The 18,534-nt window shown below is 63.1% G+C and carries 18 protein-coding genes; 4 read left to right on the top strand and 14 right to left on the bottom strand.

Going from position 1 to position 18,534, the window contains the following annotated elements; genetic code table 11:
- The first annotated feature begins 120 nt into the window (after nt 1–120).
- The gene (locus PO605_RS13810) at nt 121–1,218 is read left to right on the top strand and encodes an MBL fold metallo-hydrolase (protein WP_047473597.1); all 1,098 of its coding nucleotides are present in this window, start codon (nt 121–123) and stop codon (nt 1,216–1,218) included.
- 19 nt (nt 1,219–1,237) lie between these two features.
- Here the strand turns inward: PO605_RS13810 and PO605_RS13805 are convergent, their stop codons facing one another.
- The 11 genes from PO605_RS13805 to PO605_RS13755 all read right to left on the bottom strand — a co-directional run bounded on the left by PO605_RS13805 (nt 1,238) and on the right by PO605_RS13755 (nt 12,475).
- Nucleotides 1,238–2,119, bottom strand: a complete 882-nt coding sequence (locus PO605_RS13805) for a class I SAM-dependent methyltransferase (RefSeq protein ID WP_017406651.1) — start codon at nt 2,117–2,119, stop codon at nt 1,238–1,240.
- Nucleotides 2,116–2,736, bottom strand: coding sequence for a DUF1415 domain-containing protein (locus tag PO605_RS13800; protein WP_016445546.1), 621 nt, complete (start codon nt 2,734–2,736; stop codon nt 2,116–2,118). The genes PO605_RS13805 and PO605_RS13800 overlap by 4 nt, the downstream gene beginning before the upstream one ends.
- Before the next feature lie 138 nt (nt 2,737–2,874).
- Nucleotides 2,875–4,053, bottom strand: coding sequence for a deoxyguanosinetriphosphate triphosphohydrolase (locus PO605_RS13795; RefSeq protein ID WP_047473594.1), 1,179 nt, complete (start codon nt 4,051–4,053; stop codon nt 2,875–2,877).
- A gap of 65 nt (nt 4,054–4,118) precedes the next feature.
- Complete coding sequence (gene aroB, locus PO605_RS13790) at nt 4,119–5,237, bottom strand: 3-dehydroquinate synthase (RefSeq protein ID WP_047473592.1); 1,119 nt, start codon at nt 5,235–5,237, stop codon at nt 4,119–4,121.
- Nucleotides 5,238–5,366: 129 nt separating this feature from the next.
- A complete protein-coding gene (locus PO605_RS13785; RefSeq protein WP_016445543.1) occupies nt 5,367–5,897 on the bottom strand; it encodes a shikimate kinase in 531 nt (176 codons plus the stop codon).
- Between the two features lie 65 nt (nt 5,898–5,962).
- The gene (locus PO605_RS13780; protein WP_016445542.1) at nt 5,963–7,390 is read right to left on the bottom strand and encodes an Ig domain-containing protein; all 1,428 of its coding nucleotides are present in this window, start codon (nt 7,388–7,390) and stop codon (nt 5,963–5,965) included.
- Between the two features lie 22 nt (nt 7,391–7,412).
- Nucleotides 7,413–9,566: a type IV pilus secretin PilQ gene (pilQ, locus tag PO605_RS13775; RefSeq protein WP_016445541.1), complete on the bottom strand. Its 2,154-nt coding sequence runs from the start codon at nt 9,564–9,566 to the stop codon at nt 7,413–7,415.
- Nucleotides 9,563–10,111 carry a pilus assembly protein PilP gene (locus PO605_RS13770; protein ID WP_034364816.1) on the bottom strand — a complete coding sequence of 183 codons (549 nt, stop codon included), beginning with the start codon at nt 10,109–10,111 and terminating at the stop codon, nt 9,563–9,565. Before PO605_RS13770 ends, pilQ begins: the two co-directional genes overlap by 4 nt.
- The gene (locus tag PO605_RS13765) at nt 10,108–10,788 is read right to left on the bottom strand and encodes a type 4a pilus biogenesis protein PilO (protein ID WP_016445539.1); all 681 of its coding nucleotides are present in this window, start codon (nt 10,786–10,788) and stop codon (nt 10,108–10,110) included. Before PO605_RS13765 ends, PO605_RS13770 begins: the two co-directional genes overlap by 4 nt.
- The gene (locus PO605_RS13760; RefSeq protein ID WP_016445538.1) at nt 10,788–11,399 is read right to left on the bottom strand and encodes a PilN domain-containing protein; all 612 of its coding nucleotides are present in this window, start codon (nt 11,397–11,399) and stop codon (nt 10,788–10,790) included. The genes PO605_RS13765 and PO605_RS13760 overlap by 1 nt, the downstream gene beginning before the upstream one ends.
- A complete protein-coding gene (locus PO605_RS13755) occupies nt 11,396–12,475 on the bottom strand; it encodes a pilus assembly protein PilM (protein WP_047473589.1) in 1,080 nt (359 codons plus the stop codon). Before PO605_RS13755 ends, PO605_RS13760 begins: the two co-directional genes overlap by 4 nt.
- 371 nt (nt 12,476–12,846) lie before the next feature.
- On the opposite strand from PO605_RS13755, the gene PO605_RS13750 reads away from it, so the two are divergent.
- Entirely contained in the window at nt 12,847–15,171 is a 2,325-nt protein-coding gene (locus PO605_RS13750) for a penicillin-binding protein 1A (RefSeq protein WP_017406662.1), read from the top strand.
- 70 nt (nt 15,172–15,241) lie between these two features.
- On the opposite strand, the gene cyaY is transcribed toward PO605_RS13750, so the two are convergent.
- Nucleotides 15,242–15,580, bottom strand: coding sequence for an iron donor protein CyaY (gene cyaY, locus PO605_RS13745; protein WP_017406663.1), 339 nt, complete (start codon nt 15,578–15,580; stop codon nt 15,242–15,244).
- Between the two features lie 12 nt (nt 15,581–15,592).
- Here cyaY and lptM point away from each other — a divergent pair, with 12 nt between their 5' ends.
- Nucleotides 15,593–15,874 (top strand): LPS translocon maturation chaperone LptM, encoded by a 282-nt coding sequence (gene lptM, locus PO605_RS13740; RefSeq protein ID WP_082254145.1) that lies wholly within the window; start codon nt 15,593–15,595, stop codon nt 15,872–15,874.
- Between the two features lie 91 nt (nt 15,875–15,965).
- Nucleotides 15,966–16,793, top strand: coding sequence for an MBL fold metallo-hydrolase (locus PO605_RS13735; protein ID WP_272206553.1), 828 nt, complete (start codon nt 15,966–15,968; stop codon nt 16,791–16,793).
- On the opposite strand, the gene PO605_RS13730 is transcribed toward PO605_RS13735, so the two are convergent.
- Nucleotides 16,790–17,410, bottom strand: a complete 621-nt coding sequence (locus PO605_RS13730) for a sulfite oxidase heme-binding subunit YedZ (protein ID WP_026062808.1) — start codon at nt 17,408–17,410, stop codon at nt 16,790–16,792. The genes PO605_RS13735 and PO605_RS13730 overlap by 4 nt on opposite strands.
- A gap of 13 nt (nt 17,411–17,423) precedes the next feature.
- Nucleotides 17,424–18,404: a protein-methionine-sulfoxide reductase catalytic subunit MsrP gene (msrP, locus tag PO605_RS13725; RefSeq protein WP_016445533.1), complete on the bottom strand. Its 981-nt coding sequence runs from the start codon at nt 18,402–18,404 to the stop codon at nt 17,424–17,426.
- Between the last annotated feature and the right edge of the window lie 130 nt (nt 18,405–18,534).

The raw sequence follows: 18,534 nt of genomic DNA, 5'->3' as shown, positions 1-18,534 counted from the left end.
TAGGAACAGCCCGTGACGAGCCAGTGACAGTCAGCCCAGGCCGGCAGGCGTATCGTTGCAGGCAAGGCGCTGAGGGCCGGATAGCATTGCGGCCAACCCAGCGACGGAACAAGGAACCCCATGAACCAGACAGCCCAAGACCCGATCGCCTCGCAGGCCCCGGAAGCGCCGCCCAGGCCGGTGCTCGACTACCCGTTCGAGGCGCCGCCGCAGCGCGGGCAGACGCTGGAGGTGGCGCCCGGCGTGCTCTGGCTGCGCATGCCCCTGCCCTATGCGCTGGACCACATCAATCTCTGGGCCATCGATGACGGCCAGGGCTGGGCCATCGTCGATACGGGTGCGCGCACCGACGAAGGCGTGGCCACCTGGCGCGCGCTGTTCTCCCAATCCACCGATGGCCGCTCGCTGACGCGCGTCTTCGTCACCCACATGCACCCCGACCATGTGGGTCTGGCCGGATGGCTGACGCGCAAGTTCCATGTGCCCCTGTACATGACGCGCCTGGAGTACCTCAACTGCCGCGTCGTGGTCTCGGACTGCAGCCGCGAGGCCCCGCCCGACGCCATCGCCTTCTACCGCCGCGCAGGCTGGAGCGACAGCGCACTGGAGTCCTACCGCGCCCGCTTCGGCAACTTCGGCAAGCACATCCATGCCCTGCCCGACAGCTACCGCCGCCTGCACGATGGAGAGGAACTGCGCATAGGAAAACACCTGTGGCGCGTGGTGGTCGGCAGCGGCCACTCGCCCGAGCACGCCAGCCTGTACTGCCCCGATCTCAAGCTGCTGATCTCGGGCGACCAGGTGCTGCCGCGCATCTCGTCCAACGTCTCGGTCCACCCCATGGAACCCGACGCCAACCCCATGGCCGACTGGATGGAGTCTCTGGAAAAGGTCAGGCGCGAAGTGCCCGACGATGTGCTCGTCCTGCCCGCGCACGGCGATTGCTTTCGCGGCCTGCATGCGCGCATCGATTCGCTGGTGGCAGGCCAGGAACGTGCCAGCGACCGGCTGCTGGCCGCCCTGGCCGAGCCGCGTCGCGCCGTCGATGTCTTCGGCGCCCTCTTCTCACGCCCGATCAGCGAATCCAGCCCCGCCCTGCTGGGCATGGCCACGGGCGAAAGCCTGGCCTGCCTGAATCATTTGATGCATGCGGGGCAGGTGCAGCGCAGCATCGATGCCGATGGCATCGCCTGGTACCGCGCCGTGGCGGGGGCCTGAGACTGCAGCGGCAACCGGCTCAGGCTGCCTGCAGCAGCGGATAGCGCTGCGCCATCGCATCCTGCAGGCCGAACTCTGCCAGGATGGCGCGCATGCGCTCGACCGCACTGCGCTTTTTCTGCCCCGTGTAGCGCGCAATGATCAGCTCGTTCTTCATGCTGTGCTCCCAGCCCACCAGCTCGGTCACGGTGACCTGGTAGCCGCAGGCCTCCAGGTACAGGCAGCGCAGCACGTTGGTGAGCTGGCTGCCCATTTCGCGGGTGTGTATGGGATGGCGCCACAGTTCGGCCAGCGGCGTGCGCGTCAGGCTCAGCGCCTTGGTCTGGCGCAGGCAGGCTGCGACCTCGGCCTGGCAGCAGGGCACCAGCACCATGGCCTTGGCCTTCTTCTCCAGGCCGAAGGCGATGGCGTCGTCGGTGGCGGTGTCGCAGGCGTGCAGGGCCGTGACCACGTCGAATTGCGCAGGCATGAAGTCGGCATGCGTGGACTCGGCCACCGACATATTCAGAAAGCCCATGCGCTCGAAGCCCAGCTCGGCAGCCAGCTTCTGCGAAGCCTCCACCAGCGGCGCGCGCGTTTCTATGCCGTAGATATGGCCGCGCCCCAGCGGCTTGAAATACAGGTCGTAGAGGATGAATCCCAGGTAGGACTTGCCGGCGCCGTGGTCGGCCAGGGTGACCGCATGGCCGTCGGCCGACAGTTCTTCGAGGATGGGCGCGATGAACTGGTAGAGGTGGTAGACCTGCTTGAGCTTGCGGCGCGAATCCTGGTTGATCTTGCCTTCGCGCGTGAGGATGTGCAGTGCCTTGAGCAGTTCAATGGACTGGCCGGGCTTGAGGCCCAGTTGCGCGGTCACATCCTGCTCGGGCTTTGCGGCAGGCTTGCCCTGGCGCGCCTTCATTCGGCAGCGCCCGGCTTGGCTGCGTGCGCCATAGGGCAGCGCGCGCCCACACCCAGGTCCAGCCAGCCTTCGATGCCGATCTTCTCCAGCGTCTCCATGTTGCGCTCGTAGATGGATTCGGCTTCGGGGAACACCTCGACCGCCTTGTCTATGCTGTCCTCGCGCAGCAGGTGCAGCGTGGGATAGGGAGAGCGGTTGGTGCAGTTGGTGACGTCGTCGGCTTCGGTGCCCTCGAACTGGAACTGCGGGTGGAACGAGGCCACCTGCAGGATGCCGCCCAGGTCCAGCTCCTCGACCATGGCGTCGGCCACTTCGAGAAAGTCGTTGAAGTCCAGGAAGTCCTGCAATGCGTGCGGCAGGATCAGCAGCGTGGTGTCGCGCTTGTCCGGGGAGGCCTCGGCCAGCGCCTCCAGCTCGCGGTGCAGGTCTGCCGCCACGCCTTCGGCGTCGGTGGCCTGGCTGACCGTGTAGTGGATCTGGCCCTTGATGTGCACGCCCTTGGCGAAGGGGCACAGGTTCAGGCCGATCACGGCCTTTTCGAGCCAGTGCACCGTATCCTCGATCACGGTGACAGGCGGAAACTCGGCCGCGCGAATCTCGTGGTTGGTATCGGTCATGGCTGTGCCCTTCAAAAATGCGAACGGGGGCACTGCGCCCCCAGACATTGCGAAACCGTCCAGGAACCCTTCCCTGCCCTGTCACGCAGGGTCCGCATTCTAGCCGCGCCGCCCCGGCGACGCCGTTGCTCGGATTTCTCAGCCCAGCAGGCGCAGGCCTGTCAGCAGCTCATGCTCGCGGGCCGCGTAGCGGTCCGTCATCCCGGCGATGAAGTCGGCCACCACCCGCGCACGCGCCGATACGTCCTCGGCCAGCATGGCCCGCTGCACGAAGCGCGGCTTCATGCGGTCGGGCTCGACCATGTAGGCCGCAAACAGCTCGGCCACCACCTGCTGCGCGCCTTCCATGGTCTTCACCACCTGCTCATGGCGGTAGAGATTGCGGAACAGGAACTGCTTGAGCTGCTGCGACTGCTGCCTCATGGTATCGCTGAAGCCCACCAGAGGGCCAGGCTGGGCGCGCACCTCGTCCACCGAACAGGGCCGCGCCTGCGCAATGCGCTGCTGCGTGGCGGCGATCACGTCATAGACCTGATCGCTGAGCATGCGGCGGATGCTTTCGTACAGCAGGCGCCGCTCGGCCAGTGGCATGCCCAGTTGAGGATGCTCGGCCAGTGTTGCGTCGTGATAGCGCGCGAACAGGGGAACAGCCTCGCACAGCTGGGGCATGGTGATCAGGCCGGAGCGCACGCCATCGTCCACGTCATGGGCGTTGTAGGCAATGGCATCGGCCAGGTTGCACAGCTGGGCCTCCAGCGAAGGCTGCCGGCCCAGCAGAAAACGCTGCGCCACCCCGCCGGGCTCGCGCGCCTCCAGGTGCTCGGCATTGGTGCGCGAGCAATGCTTGAGAACGCCCTCGCGCGTCTCGAAGCTCAGGTTCAGGCCGTCAAAGGCTGGATAGCGCTCTTCCAGCCGGTCCACCACGCGCAGGCTTTGCAGGTTGTGCTCGAAGCCGCCATGCGGCTGCATGCAGGCATTGAGCGCATCCTGGCCCGCATGGCCGAAGGGGGTGTGGCCCAGGTCGTGGGCCAGACAGATGGCCTCGACCAGATCTTCGTCAAGTTGCAGCGATCGGGCCACCGAGCGGCCCAGCTGGGCCACTTCCAGCGAGTGCGTCAGGCGGGTGCGGAACAGGTCGCCCTCATGGTTGACGAAGACCTGGGTCTTGTAGACCAGGCGCCGGAAGGCCGAGGAATGGACGATGCGGTCCCGGTCGCGCTGGAAGTCGCTGCGCGTGGGCGCAGGCGCCTCCGGGAAACGCCGCCCCCGGCTGAGCGCCGGGTTGCAGGCATAGGGGGCCAGGGCCTGTTTCTGCATTCGATCGCCTCATCATGCTGACAAGGGCACTCTAGCAGTTCTGGCTTGCCCCCCAGCGCCGCGCGTCAGGCGCAGCAGGCGTCTATGACTTCGCGCACCAAGGCATCGGGCGCCGAGCGCATGACGGCCTTTCCCGGCCCGTCAATGAGAACGAAGCGGATCTCGCCCGCCTCGGACTTCTTGTCCACGCGCATCAGCTCCAGATAGCGGCCAGCGTTGTCACGCTCATCCAGCACGGCGCCGCGCACCGGCAGGCCCGCACGTTCGATCAGCACGCGCAGCCTTTGCACAAAGGCGGCATCCACCAGGCCAAGGCGCTGCGACAGCTCGGCCGCCATGACCATGCCGGCGCCCACGCCTTCGCCGTGCAGCCAGTTGCCGTAGCCCATGCCGGCTTCGATCGCATGCCCGAAGGTGTGGCCGAAATTGAGAATGGCGCGCAATCCGGCCTCTTTCTCGTCCTGCCCCACCACCCAGGCCTTGATCTCCACGCTGCGCTTGATCGCGTGCGCCAGTGCAGTGCGGTCGCGGGCAAGCAAGGCATCCATGTTCTCCTCCAGCCAGGCCAGGAAGTCCATGTCGGCGATGGGCCCGTACTTGATGACCTCGGCCAGGCCGGCGCTCAGCTCGCGCACGGGCAGCGTGTCCAGCGAGGCCAGATCGCAAACCACCAGCTGCGGCTGGTAGAAGGCGCCGATCATGTTCTTGCCCAGCGGATGGTTGATGGCGGTCTTGCCGCCCACCGACGAGTCCACCTGCGACAACAGCGTGGTGGGCACTTGCACGAAGGGCACGCCGCGCATGTAGCTGGCGGCAGCAAAGCCCGTCATGTCGCCGATGACGCCGCCGCCCAGCGCGAACAGCACGGTCTTGCGGTCGCAACCACCGGACAGCAGGTCATCGAAGATCAGATTCAGCGTCTGCCAGTCCTTGTGGGCCTCGCCATCGGGCAGCACCACGGTCCGCACGCTGCGGTAGCGCTGCTCCAGCACGCGGCGCAGTGCGGGCTCATAGAGCGGTGCGACCACATCGTTGCTGACGATGACGGCCTGTGCCGCAGAAGGCAGCGCGGCATAGGTGGCCGCCTGGTCCAGCAGGCCGGTGCCGATGGCAATCGGATAGGAGCGCTCACCCAGGTCAATGGTCACGACCTGGGCAGCAGGCGAGGAGGAGGCGTGGGGCAAGATGATGTCGCTCCAGGGGAGAAAGAATGAAAAGGTTTCCGCGACACGGCAGCGCGCCCGGCAACTGCCGATCTTAAAGAAAAAGGCCTCGGCAAGTGCCGAGGCCTTTGGTGTTCCAGCGGGCAGCGTTCAGGCCAGCTCAGCCTGCATGCGTATGCGCTGGGCGGCCTGCGCCACAGACAGGCCGGATGTCTGGATCACGAAGTGCGCCGTCTCCAGATACAGGGGCTCGCGCTGCAGCAGCAACTCGCGCAGGCGCAACGCCGGATCCTCCACCTGCAGCAAGGGCCGCGTCACATCGTTGCGCAGCCGCGCGGCGATGTCCTCTGGCGTGCAATCCAGATAGAAGACCTGGGTGCGCTCATGCAGATGGCGGCGATTTTGCTCGCGCAGCACCACGCCGCCGCCCGTGGACAACAGCAGGCTGGATGTGGAGGCCGACAGCTCATCAATGACCTGCGACTCCATGTCGCGAAAAGCCTGCTCGCCCTCACGCTCGAAAAACTCCCGGATGCTGCAGCCCAGGCGCTGCTCGATCACATGGTCCGAATCCACAAAACGCATCGACCACAGGCGCGCCAGCTGGCGCCCTATGGTCGATTTGCCGGAGCCGGGCAGGCCGATCAGGGCCACCCGGGTTACCAAGCCTGAAACATCCATTTGCTGCTACCGCACGGGCCATGGGAAATCAAAATTATCTCCCATGGCCGTGAACGGCATCGCCTTTACGGCGTCGTGGTTGCCGGCTTGGCCACCGTGATGGTCATGTTCCTCGTGATCACCGTGTTGTCGGCATCCGTGACGCGCACGATCATGTTGAAGGTGCCATCCGCCGTCGGAGTACCCGACAAGATGCCGTCGCTGGACAACGCCAGCCCTTCGGGAGTGCCACCCAGACTCACCCACGTGTAGGGAGCGGTACCGCCGGTTGCCGACAGTGCGTACGCCAGGGCCACACCACGGACGCCAGAGATGGTCGGTGCAGTGAAGGCCAGAGGTGCCTTGGCCGCAATGGTCACGGTCACGGTCTTGTCGACCACGGTGCCCTGTGCGTCCTGCACACGTACCAGCATGTTGAAGGTTCCGACCACCGTCGGCGTACCGGAAAGCACGCCGTCGCTGCTCAGGCGCATACCGTCTGGAACACCGCCCAGTGTCGACCAGCGGTAAGGAGGAATGCCGCCTGTTGCTGCAAAGCCGTACACCAGAGGCTGGTCCTTGACACCCGTGATGCTCAAGCCATCAGGCAGGGCCAGAGGCGTCTTGGCGATCTCATGGTAGACACCCACAACGGTATAGGCCCTGATGGGATCCTGAATGCCATTGCTGACATCATTGTCCCGGCGGTCCACGGTCGTTTCCAGCACGATGGCGCCGCTATCGGGGCCACTGGAAAGCGACAGCTGTGCGATGCCGTTGAGCGAATTGACTTGCAACGAAGAGCCAGCCTTGGATCCAGAGATCAGGCGCGCACCTTCATAAGCCGAGCTGGGCAAAATCCGAACCTGCACATTGGGGCTGGTACCAGTGACCGGTTGATTGCGGTCGTCGACCACCTTCACTTCCAGTGCTACGTTATTTCGCAGATTGGAGAGGTTGTCGCGGGATCCCAGATAGCCAGGCGTCTGGGTCACGGCCAGCGTGCTGGCAGGAATGCCCTGCGCAGCGCCACCGACATTAACACTGGTCACAGCACTCACCTGGCGCTTATCGCGGGGATCGGTCACCGTGCAAGTCACGCTTGCTACACCAGCCTTGTCGATTGCGTGCAAGTGGAAAGTGGCACTACCAGAGTTGGAGCCCAGCACAATGGAACGACTGGCTGAGATATTTCCTTTATCGTCTTTTTTATCCGTTCCATCAAGATAATACAGAACTGCCGAATCAAGACCTGCAGTTACGGCGCATTGAAAAATGCCATCCCCACCAGGAATAGGCATATTTCCTTGACGAGCCTCGACATACATTGTTGTCGTATATGCCGCATCAGCACCAATACCAGGACCGGCATTTCCAATATTCACCGGCAGCTGCGTCTTATCTGCGCGCAGCGAAATGGTATACGGCTGATTTGTCTCACCAGCACTCCCTCCACCACCACCACACCCGGCCAGACCGAGTGCCAGCATGGCACCGAACATGATTTTTTGCATGATTATCTATCTCCTACTACATTCAACGAGCACTTCTGATGTCAGCCAACATCTTCGGTGTAATAAATACCAGCATTTCCCGCTTCTGGGACTCTCTCACGCGACTTTTGAAAAGATGCCCCAGAACAGGGACATCGCCCAATAGCGGAATCTTGTTTTCCGTATTGGTCTCCTCCATCTCGAAGATACCGCCGATCACTACAGTTCCACCATTCTGGACAAGAACCTGGGTACGCACATGCTTGGTATCGATGGCAACGCCTTGCAACGTGCTCTCACCACGTGAATCCTTGTTGACATCGAGGTCCAGAATGATATCGCCTTCGGGAGTGATTTGAGGCGTCACCTCCAGTTTCAGAACAGCCTTTTTGAAAGCAATGGTCGTCGCACCGTTAGGCGCAGTCACAGAGTAGGGGTACTCAGTACCCTGCTCAATCAATGCCTTGGTTTGATCAGCCGTTACCAACCTCGGGCTGGAAATGATCTTTCCCTGGCCATCGGACTCCATGGCAGAAAGCTCAAGAGTCAGGAATCGATTTGCAGCCGCATTGAAAATAGACATGGCAAACGTCCCGGAGTTCGCCACGTTTGACAGCTTCCCAGGCAGATTGACAAAATTTCCCGAGGTATTCACAGCCTGCCCGCTTGCCCCAGCTGAAGCATTGGCATTGTCAAAACCCGTACCGATGGCCACGCGGTTATCCCCACCAATGCTGTATCCCCCATCGCCACCGCGTTGAGCCCGCAAATCCCCGCCGCCTAGACGGACGCCCAGTGCACGGCCAAATGTGTCACGGGCTTCAACGATACGAGCTTCGATCAGCACTTGGCGAACAGGCACGTCCAGTGTCGCCAGCAGCACCTTCACTTCTTCCAGTTTCGTGGCTGTGTCGGTCACGAACAGCTGGTTGGTTCGGGGCTCCGAAATCGCAGATCCGCGCTCAGACAGAAATCTGGTGGAGGTTCCGCCAGTCCCGCCGCCACCACCGCTGCTTGCGCTGATCTGTTGAAGAATATCGGCTGCCTTCGCATAGTTCAGCTGAAAGCTCTGGGTCCGCAGCGGCTCCAGTTTCTGGATTTCCATGGCGGCTTCATAGTCACGCTTGGTGCGCGCATCGATCTCATCCTTGGGCGCAATCCAGAGCACCGAGCCCGACTTGCGCATGCCCAGGCCCTTGGCATCCATGATGATCTGCAGCGCCTGGTCCCAGGGAACATCCTTCAGACGCAGGGTCAGCGCCCCGGAAACCGTGTCCGAGGTCACGATGTTGAAGTTCGTGAAGTCGGCAATCACCTGCAGCAGGGACCGCACTTCGATGTTCTGGAAATTCAGGGAGAGCTTTTCACCGCTGTAGCCGGGGCCCTGCGTGAGCTTGCTCACATCCACCTTTTTCTGGCGGACCTCGATCACAAACTGGCTGTCGCTTTGGTAGGCACTGTGCTCCCAGTCACCGACGGGAGCGATACGCATGCGCACGGATTCCCCCTGCTGCACCGATGAGATTGTCTGCACCGGTGTTCCGAAATCCGCAACATCCAGCTTGCGGCGCAAGCCTTCAGGCAGGGAGGAACGCAGAAAATCGACGACCAGTTCCTTGCCTTCGCGGCGCAGGTCCACGCCGACCTGGCTATTGCTCAATCCCACGACGATGCGGCCCGAGCCATCGCTGCCACGACGGAAATCAACATCCCGAATGGGTTGGACATCGCTACCGACGGCTGTCTTGGCTTCGAACACACCCTGCTGTGCAGAAGGCTTCACCGCAGCAGACGCAGCTACAGGATCCAGCAGGATCAGCAACGCCTTGCCTTGGCGCTCAGTGCGGTAGGAAGTCGCCGTTTTCAAATTCAGCACCAGCCGGGAACGGCCCGAGGCCTCCACGATATTGATGGAACGCAGGTTGCCCTGGTTGAGCTCGACCATCGATTTGCCCGTCGCATTGGTTGCGCCAGGAAAATCCAGCGCGATCCGTGCAGGCGACTGGATCGCAAATCCGGTCGGGTCCGCAGCCAGCGCTTCGGAAAGCTCGATGCGCACCACCTCGGTGCTCCCCTGGAGGGAACCGGAGACCGACTCTATCGCGGACTGCGCCCATGCAAAAGAGCCCAGCAACCAACCGCCCAAGGCGATTCCCCAGCGAGCTTTATGAGACATGCTGCGATGTGTACCCATCATTTCCTTCCCTCCTGCAACTCCAGTGTGCTATTTCTTTCTATCCAGTCGCCGCTGCCATCCTGGACGATTTCCCGCAACTGGATGGAAGTCTCCGTGATCCGGGTGATCTTTCCGTAGTTCTGTCCCAGGTAATTTCCTGCACGAACCTGATATAGCAAGGCTCCTACCTTGATCAGCGCCGTAGGCACACCCTTCTTGTCCAGGCTGCCCACCATGGTCATTGCATCCAGGGGCTCTGCTTCCAGCGGCTCCTTGCGGCGGTTGAGTTCTGCGGCAATCAGGCTGGTATTCGCATTGGTCTGGGCCGATTCCTTGCGCAGCACCTGCATCAGTTTCAAGGGATTGAAGGGGTCCATGCCATCAGCCCCCAGGTAGGCTTGGGGCGTAAACGCTTTGGGCTCTTCCAAAGGCTTGACCCGAGGCTTTGCATTGGCTTTCTCCTGAGCCATCCAGGTTTGCAACTCCTCTTGATCAGAAGAAGTGCAGCCCGAGACGGCCAAACAGCCAGACAACATAAGCAAGACGCTGCAGCGCATGTGTCTCATTTCTTCTTGCCCTTCCCGGCAGCCGCGCGCTGCGCCTGCACTTCATCGGCATCCAGATAGCGGAAGGTTCGCGCCGTCGCCTCCATGCTCAGGACCTCGCTTCCGTCCTTGCCCACAGGGACAATCGACAAGTTGTTCAAGGTCACGATGCGAGACAGGTAGGCCACGTCGGAAGCGAATGAACCGATGTCATGAAAGCGTCCTGTGACCTTCAAAGCAATGGGCAGCTCGGCGTAGTACTCCTTGACCACCATCGCCCCGGGGCGGAACGTTTCAAACTGCAGGCTGCGCCCCAGTCCGGCCTGGTTGATGTCCGAGAGCAGCGCAGCCATTTCCGCCTTGCTGGGCAACTGCTTTTCCAGCTGTGTCACATATTGCTGGACCTGTTCACGCTGCTTCTTCAGGCCATCCAGGCTGACCGCCTTGGACAGCTTCTGGCTGAAGTCCTGGCGCAGCGTGACTTCGGTGTTGCGCTCCTGCTCCAGCATGTCCTCATAGTCCTTGATCAGTACGTACCAGAGCAAGGCGGCAACGCCCAACGCAATGGCAACGCACAACAGAAAACGCGGCAGCAAGGGCCACCGCGAAGGATCATTGGGATCAAGACCACGGAATTGGCGCTGGATGTTCTCCTGCAGTGCGGAGAAGTCGATGTCGTTCTTTTTCTTCTTGGCCATCACTGGGACTTTCCTGGGTTGGCCGCCGTCGGAAGGCCTTTCTCCGCAACGCTGGCGCGCGTGAGCTGGAAGCGCAGATTGAACGCTGCAGCACGGCGCTGGTCCTTGGGCGTGACGTTGACCGTCTTGGCCACGATCTCCACCAGTTCCGGCTTGGAGATCCAGGGCGTTCCCTCGGACAGATTGCGCAGCATCTCGGACACCCGCTCATTGGACTGCGCCGTGCCCTGCATGGTCACGGCCAGACCTTCCTGCTTGATGCTCGTGATATAGACGCCATCGGGCAGTTGGGACACCAGCTCGTTGAGCATGTGCACCGGCAGATTGCGATCGGACTGCAGGTCTTCCACGGCCTTTTGCCGGGCGCGCAGGGCAGTGATCTCATCCTCCAGCCCGGCGATTTCCTTGATCTGGGACTCCAGCACCGTGATCTCGGCGCGCAGCATGCTGTTCTTCGCCTGCTGGGCTTCGATCATCATCTGGTACCACCAGTAGACAGCACCAATGATCAAAACCCCTATCAGGGCCGAAAGGACCATCGTGGCCTGGAATGCTTCCTTGCGTCGCTTGCGTGTGGCTTCTCTGTGAGGAAGCAGATTGATCAGGATCACGACACAAACCTCCGCATGGCCAGACCGCAGGCGGTCAGGTAGGCGGGGGCCTCGCGCGACATGCGCTTGAGGCGCACGCCGCTGCCGACTTCCATGCCATCGAAGGGATTGGCAAGGCTGCAGGCGAATCCGGTCTGCTGCGTGATGGCCTCGGACAGGCCGGAAAGCGGTGCCGAGCCGCCAGCCAGCAGGATGTGGTCTATGCGGTTGTGGGGCGTGCTGGTGAAAAAGAACTGCAGTGCGCGCGACACTTCCTGCGTCATGCTCTGCACGAAGGGCTTGAGCACGGCGGAGGCGTAGTCCTCCGGCAGTTCGCCGTTGCGCTTCTTGGACTCGGCCTCTTCAAGGGAGAAGCCATATTGGCGCGCGATCAGCTGCGTCAGCTGGGCGCCGCCAAAGGCCTGGTCACGGTCGTACAGCACCTCGTCGTCACGCAGGATCTGCATGCTGGTCGTCATGGCGCCTACCTCGAACAGTGCCACCAAAGCGTTGTTGCCCTGATTGGGCAGGCGCTCGATCAACCGTCCGGCGGCCATGCGGGAGGCATGGGGCTCGATGTCGATGACCATCGGCTTGAGGCCGGCCGCCTCGGCCAGGCCCTGGCGGTCCTGCACCTTCTCGCGGCGGGAGGCGGCAATGAGCACATCCACGTCGCCAGGCGAATTCAATGACGGGCCTATGACACAGAAGTCCAGACTCACTTCGTCGAGCGAAAAAGGAATGTACTGATTGGCCTCGGATTCGACCTGGACCTCCAGTTCCTGCTCGCTCATGCCGTCGGGCAGCGAAATCTTCTTGGTGATCACGGCCGAAGCCGGCAATGCCATGGCCACGTTCTTGGTCCGCGTGCCGCTTTTTTTGACCAGCCGCCGTACAGCCTCTGCCACTTCGTCGAACTTTTCGATGTTGCCATCCGTGATCCATCCCCGCTCCAGCGGCTCGATGGCACAGCGCTCCAGCAACAGTTCGCCCGACCTGGCACGAGACAGCTCAACGAGCTTGGCGCTCGAAGAACTGATGTCGATGCCTAGCAAAGGTGCGGGCTGGCGACTGAATAAGGATCCCATAGCAATCAACTTGCCCTCCCTCTTCTTGTGTATGTAAAGAACGCAACAAACCTTCACATATAGGTTGAATGCTATCAGCAAGACTGCGCGCAACTCACCATGCCTGCCGGAGCACGGTTGACGGTAGTGGCCAAAAACAGACATTGTTGCGGGCCATCAAATGCGACAGGAATGCACCCCTGCTTGCATGTCGGCCTGTACGCCTGGCTTAGGATGCGAGGCTTGCGGCCATGCTGGCAACCGTGTGCAGCCGCCTCCTACCGACCCCCTGGGGAACGCATTTTTATAATGCGGCACTCCTCAGCACTCCCTGCGACATGCCGTCCTCAGACTCCCGAGAACCCCAGGCTGGAAAGCCTCGCTCCGCTCCGTCCAAGCCCATGCATTGGTTTCCCAAGGCCTTGCTATGGCTGGCGGGCATCGCCGTCGCCGGCGCGCTGGCCCTGATGCTGACCGTGGCCGTGGCCCTGGCCATGGCCTACCCCAACCTGCCCGACGTGTCCGAGCTGGCCGACTACCGGCCCAAGCTGCCGCTGCGCGTGTACTCCAGCGAAGGCGCCCTGCTGGGCGAGTTCGGCGAGGAGCGGCGCACGCTGACACCCATCCAGGACATCCCCAAAGTGATGACCGACGCGGTGCTGGCCATTGAAGACACCCGCTTTTTCGAGCACGGTGGCGTCGACTACAAAGGTATGGCGCGCGCCGCGCTGGCCAATCTGGGCCGCGTGAAAAGCCAGGGCGCATCGACCATCACCATGCAGGTGGCACGCAATGTCTATCTGTCTTCCGAGAAAACTTTTACACGCAAAATTTACGAAGTCTTACTGACTTTCAAGCTAGAGCATCTGCTGAGCAAAAACCAGATTCTCGAGATCTACATGAACCAGATTTATCTGGGAAATCGGGCCTATGGCTTTGCCGCCGCCTGTGAAGCCTATTTCGGCAAACCGCTCAAGGACATCACCGTCGCCGAAGCGGCCATGCTGGCCGGCCTGCCCAAGGCGCCCTCGGCCTACAACCCGATCAGCAACCCCAAGCGCGCCCGCTCGCGCCAGCTCTACATCATCGAGCGCATGGAGGAAAACGGCTTCATCACGGCGGCCCAGGCCACTGAAGCCAAGGCCGAGCCGCTGAAGATCCGCACAGGCTCCTTCAACACCCGGGTGCATGCCGAGTACGTGGCCGAAATGGCGCGCCAGCTGATCTTTGCCCAGTACGGCAACGAGGCCTACACGCGCGGCCTGAACGTCTACACCACCATCAATGCCGGCGAACAGGAAGCCGCCTACGCCGCGCTGCGCCGCGGCATCATGGACTACGAGCGCCGCCAGAAGTACCGCGGCCCCGAGAAGTTCGTGGCCCTGCCCGCCGACGCCGAGGACCGTGAAGACGCCATCGACGACACCCTGGCCAACCACCCCGACAACGGAGACGTGCTCGCCGCCGTGGTGCTGGATGCCAACCCGCGCAAGATCCTGGCGGCCCGTGCCGACGGCGAGCAGATCGAGATCACGGGCGAAGGCCTCAAGCCTGCCGAATCGGGCCTGAACCCCAAGGCACCGCCCAACATCAAGATCCGTCCCGGCGCCGTGATCCGGGTGGTCAAGACGCCCAAGAACACCTGGGAAATCACGCAGCTGCCCGAGGTGGAAGGCGCCTTCGTGGCCCTGGTTCCCCAGACGGGCGCCTTGCGCGCCCTGATCGGCGGCTTCGACTTCCAGAAGAACAAGTTCAATCATGTGACCCAGGCCTGGCGCCAGCCCGGCTCGGCCTTCAAGCCCTTCATCTACTCCGCGGCGCTGGAAAAGGGCTTCTCGCCCTCCACCATGATCAATGACGCGCCGCTGTTCTTCAGTGCGGGCGTGACTGGGGGGCAGCCCTGGGAGCCCAAGAACTACGACAGCCGCTACGACGGGCCGATGACCATGCGCACGGGCCTGAACAAGTCCAAGAACATGATCTCCATCCGGCTGCTGCAGGCCGTGGGACCCAAGCAGGGCCAGGAGTGGGTCACGCGCTTCGGCTTTGATGCCGCCAAGCACCCGGCCTACCTGACCATGGCTTTGGGCGCAGGTGCCGTCACGCCGCTGCAGCTGGCGGCCGGCTACTCCGTGTTCGCCAACGGCGGCCACCGCGTCAATCCCTGGCTGATTTCCCGCGTCACCGATCACAAGGGCCGCATCCTGTCCGAATTCACACCGCCCCCGGTGCAGGAACTGCCCCAGGCCATCGACGCGCGCAACGCCTTCATCATGGACAGCCTGCTGCAGGACGTGGCGCGCGTGGGCACGGCAGCGCGCGCGCAGTCCACGCTCAAGCGCCCCGACCTGTATGGCAAGACCGGCACGACCAACGATTCGGTGGATGCCTGGTTTGCGGGCTTCCAGCCCACGCTGGCCGCCGTATCCTGGATCGGCTACGACACGCCGCGCAACCTGGGCAGCCGCGAGACCGGCGGCGGCCTGAGCCTGCCGATCTGGATCAGCTTCATGCAGCACGCGCTCAAGGGCGTTCCCGTGGCCGAGATGCCCGTGCCGCCCGGCGTCGTGAACATGGGCGGCGAGTGGTACTACGAGGAAAACGCGCGCAACGGCGGCGTCAGCAGCCTGGGCATGGACAGTGCATCCACGGGCAGCGCCGCAGGCGCCACGCCCCCGCCCGCCACCGAGGAGCGCAACCGCATCCTCGACCTGTTCCGCAACTGAGGCGGTCGACCACGCAAGAAAGCCCGGCCATGCCGGGCTTTTCTTTTGGAGCCAGCCGAAAGCCGGGGTCTCAGCGCGCCGAGAACTGCAGCGCCAGGCCCGATTGCTCGGTGGCGTAGCGGCTCAGGTTGGCGAAGAACTCGCCCGCGCCCTTGGTATCGAGCCAGGCGCCCTGCGACGCGTCGTAGCGGTAGTGGAAGCCGCCGGCCTTGGCGGCCAGCCAGATCTCGTGCAGCGGCTTTTGCTGGTTGATCACGATCTGGCTGCGGTTGGCAAAGACCAGGGTCACCATGCCTCCCACGCGCTGGGCATCGAGGTCGGCATCGGTTTCATCGTTGATGCGATCGCAGTCTTGCTCCACCGCCAGCAGCAGTCGTTCGGCAAGGTCCAGAAATTCTTGGTCGGTCATTACAATTCGCTTATGTTGAAAGCCTCGCAAATTCTAGTCAGGTGCATTGCCCTTGGGGCCTGTGCGGCGTCCCTTGCGGCCTGTGGGCAGAAGGGGCCTCTGTTCCTGCCCAGCTCGCCAGCCGCCAGCCACCGCGCCACGCTGCCGCAGACCCTGGGCATCTCCAGCCCGGCCGAGCGGGCAACGCCCGCACCGGCGCCCACCACCTTGCCGACCGGCCCCTCCAATGCAGCCGTCGAGGAAAGCTCCACGCCCACGGGCGCCTCGGACTCCCGCAGGCCACAGGCCGACTGACGCGGCAGCCGCACTGCGGCTTGATGCACGTCAACCCCGCTGCATGGCATGGCGCTTAGAGTGACCGCATCTTGTCCCTCGACAACCCGCCATGCCCGTAGAGCTTTACCGAGACAAAAACCACGCCTGCCTGATGTTCACCGACCTCATCGAGGAAGATGGACAGGCCATACAGGCCAACCAGTTCCTCATCGTCGATGACGACACGGGCGCCATCATCGACCCGGGCGGCAATCTCGCGTTCAACGAGCTGTTCATGGGCATGTCGCGGCATTTCGCGCCGCACAAGCTTTCCTATCTGATTGCCTCCCACGCCGATCCCGACATCATTGCCTCGCTGGATCGCTGGATGACCAGCACCAAGGCCCAGCTGGTGATCTCGCGCATCTGGGAGCGCTTTGCGCCCCACTTCACCAAGGTCGGCAAGACCGAGAACCGCGTGATCGGCGTGCCGGACGCCGGCGGCCGGCTGCCGCTGGGCCGCCATGAGCTGCACCTGCTGCCCGCCCACTTCCTGCATGCCGAGGGCAACTTCCACTTCTACGATCCCGTCAGCCGCATCCTGTTCACGGGCGACCTGGGCGTGTCCCTGATGAACGGCATCGAGGCACAGGAGCCGGTGACCGATCTGGTGCCGCACATCGCGCGCATGGAAGGTTTTCACCGCCGCTACATGGTCTCCAACAAGATCCTGCGGCTGTGGGTGCAGATGGCGCGCCAGCTGCCCATCGACATGATCGTGCCCCAGCACGGCGCGCCCATCATGGGCGCCAAGGCGATTGCCGACCTGTTCAACTGGCTGGAAGGCCTGCAGTGCGGCATTGATCTGTTCGACCAGCGCAACTACCAGTTGCCCATGGCGGACATCGACCCCGTCACCCGCCAACTGCGCCCTGCCCTGCGCGCCGTCGCGGGCTAGCTTCTGGCGCGCCGGCGGCGCAGTGCATGGGCCACACGCCAGCCCAGCAGCAGCGCAAGAATGGCGGCGTATACGCCGACCTCGGCGAAGTTGTTCTTGCCCGCGCGCATCCAGAAGAAATGCAGCAGGGCCAGCGGCGCCACCGCATAAATGCAGCGGTGCAGCCATTGCCAGCGCTTTGCGCCCATGGCCCGGAGCACACGGTGCGGCGATGTGGCGGCAAGCGCGGTCAGCAAGAGCAGGGCCGCAAAGCCCACGAGGATGAACGGGCGTTTGGGGATGTCGAGCACGATCTCGCCCCAGTCCAGCCCCATGTCGAACCACGCATAGCACAGCAGGTGCAGCACGGCGTAGAAGAACACATACAGGCCCAGCATGCGCCGAAAGCGCGCCAGCGCCGTCAGCCCCAGCGCCTGGCGCAGCGGTGTCACGGCCAGCACCACGCAAAGAAAGCGCAGCGTCCAGTCGCCCGTGGAGCGCAGCAGGGCCTCGGCCGGATTGGCGCCAAGAGTGTTCAGGATGGCTCCGGCCAGCAGCCACGCAAACGGCAGCAGGCACACAAGAAACACCAGCGGCTTGGCCGCCCGGTGCAGCAAAAGGCGCTGTAACACCGTCATTGCATGGGCCGCATCAATAGAACTTCTTCAGATCCATGCCCGTGTAGAGCTGGCCGACCTGGGCTTCGTAGCCGTTGAACAGCAGCGTCTTGCGCTTCTTGGCGAACAGGCCATCCTCGCCAATGCGCCGCTCCGTGGCCTGGCTCCAGCGCGGGTGCGGCACGTCCGGATTCACATTGGAATAAAAGCCGTACTCGTTGCGCGCCGCCTTGTTCCAGGCCGTGCCCGGCTCCTTGTCGGTCAGGCGGATGGCAACGATGCTCTTGGCGCTCTTGAAGCCGTATTTCCACGGCACGACCAGCCGCACGGGCGCGCCATTCTGGTTGGGCAGCACTTCGCCATACATGCCGAAGGCCAGCAGCGTCAGCGGGTGCATGGCTTCATCAAGGCGCAGCCCCTCGGTGTAAGGCCAGTCCAGCACGCCGCTGCGCAGGCCCGGCATCTGCGCCTTGTCGGCCAGGGTCACGAATTCCACGTACTTGGCACTGCCCAGCGGCTGCACCTTGCGCAGCAGCTCGGCCAGGGAATAGCCGACCCAGGGAATCACCATGGACCAGCCTTCCACGCAGCGCAGCCGGTAGATGCGCTCTTCCAGCGGTGCGAGCTTGAGCAGCGCATCCAGGTCCAGTGTCTGCGGCTGCTGGACCAGGCCTTCGATCTTCACTGTCCACGGCCGCGTCTTGAGCGTGTGGGCGTTCTTGGCAGGATCGTCCTTGTCCAGGCCGAATTCGTAGAAGTTGTTGTACTGCGACGCATCGGCATAGGCGGTGACGCGCTCCATGGAGTTCGCACCCGGCACCTGCGAAGGCACGGAAGCCAGCGCCGCCAGCTTGCCGGGGCGCTGCACGCCTGCCGCCCAGCCCGGCAAGGCGGCACCGGCCGAACCTGCGGCCAGGTACTGCAGCCAGGCCCGGCGCTGCAGGTAGCTCGCCCGGGGCGTGATTTCGCTGCCTTGCGGATGTTGGAAGCCGTTGTCGTGGGAGCGGATCAGCATGGGAATCTCCGAAAGTGCCTGCTGCGGCAGGGGTACCGGGCGGCATGACGATTGGGAGCCTTGCAGGCCCGCGCAAGTTCCATGCTACGCCCCAGCCTCAACTGCCATGAAAAAGAGCCGGATACAAAAA

The organism is Delftia sp. DT-2 (assembly GCF_028401915.1).
Lineage (GTDB): Bacteria > Pseudomonadota > Gammaproteobacteria > Burkholderiales > Burkholderiaceae_C > Comamonas > Comamonas tsuruhatensis.
This window is presented reverse-complemented; position numbering and strand designations above follow the sequence as displayed.

Excerpts from the sequence above, each read along its gene's own strand:
- cyaY (WP_017406663.1), bottom strand. The coding sequence starts at position 15,580 with ATGACCGACCAAGAATTTCTGGACCTTGCCGAACGACTGCTGCTGGCG.
- PO605_RS13800 (WP_016445546.1), bottom strand. The coding sequence starts at position 2,736 with ATGACCGATACCAACCACGAGATTCGCGCGGCCGAGTTTCCGCCTGTC.
- PO605_RS13765 (WP_016445539.1), bottom strand. The coding sequence starts at position 10,788 with ATGGCCAAGAAGAAAAAGAACGACATCGACTTCTCCGCACTGCAGGAG.
- PO605_RS13750 (WP_017406662.1), top strand. The coding sequence starts at position 12,847 with ATGCATTGGTTTCCCAAGGCCTTGCTATGGCTGGCGGGCATCGCCGTC.
- PO605_RS13795 (WP_047473594.1), bottom strand. The coding sequence starts at position 4,053 with ATGCAGAAACAGGCCCTGGCCCCCTATGCCTGCAACCCGGCGCTCAGC.
- PO605_RS13810 (WP_047473597.1), top strand. The coding sequence starts at position 121 with ATGAACCAGACAGCCCAAGACCCGATCGCCTCGCAGGCCCCGGAAGCG.
- PO605_RS13735 (WP_272206553.1), top strand. The coding sequence starts at position 15,966 with ATGCCCGTAGAGCTTTACCGAGACAAAAACCACGCCTGCCTGATGTTC.
- PO605_RS13730 (WP_026062808.1), bottom strand. The coding sequence starts at position 17,410 with ATGACGGTGTTACAGCGCCTTTTGCTGCACCGGGCGGCCAAGCCGCTG.
- PO605_RS13770 (WP_034364816.1), bottom strand. The coding sequence starts at position 10,111 with ATGAGACACATGCGCTGCAGCGTCTTGCTTATGTTGTCTGGCTGTTTG.
- PO605_RS13780 (WP_016445542.1), bottom strand. The coding sequence starts at position 7,390 with ATGCAAAAAATCATGTTCGGTGCCATGCTGGCACTCGGTCTGGCCGGG.
- msrP (WP_016445533.1), bottom strand. The coding sequence starts at position 18,404 with ATGCTGATCCGCTCCCACGACAACGGCTTCCAACATCCGCAAGGCAGC.
- PO605_RS13785 (WP_016445543.1), bottom strand. The coding sequence starts at position 5,897 with ATGGATGTTTCAGGCTTGGTAACCCGGGTGGCCCTGATCGGCCTGCCC.
- lptM (WP_082254145.1), top strand. The coding sequence starts at position 15,593 with ATGTTGAAAGCCTCGCAAATTCTAGTCAGGTGCATTGCCCTTGGGGCC.
- pilQ (WP_016445541.1), bottom strand. The coding sequence starts at position 9,566 with ATGATGGGTACACATCGCAGCATGTCTCATAAAGCTCGCTGGGGAATC.
- PO605_RS13805 (WP_017406651.1), bottom strand. The coding sequence starts at position 2,119 with ATGAAGGCGCGCCAGGGCAAGCCTGCCGCAAAGCCCGAGCAGGATGTG.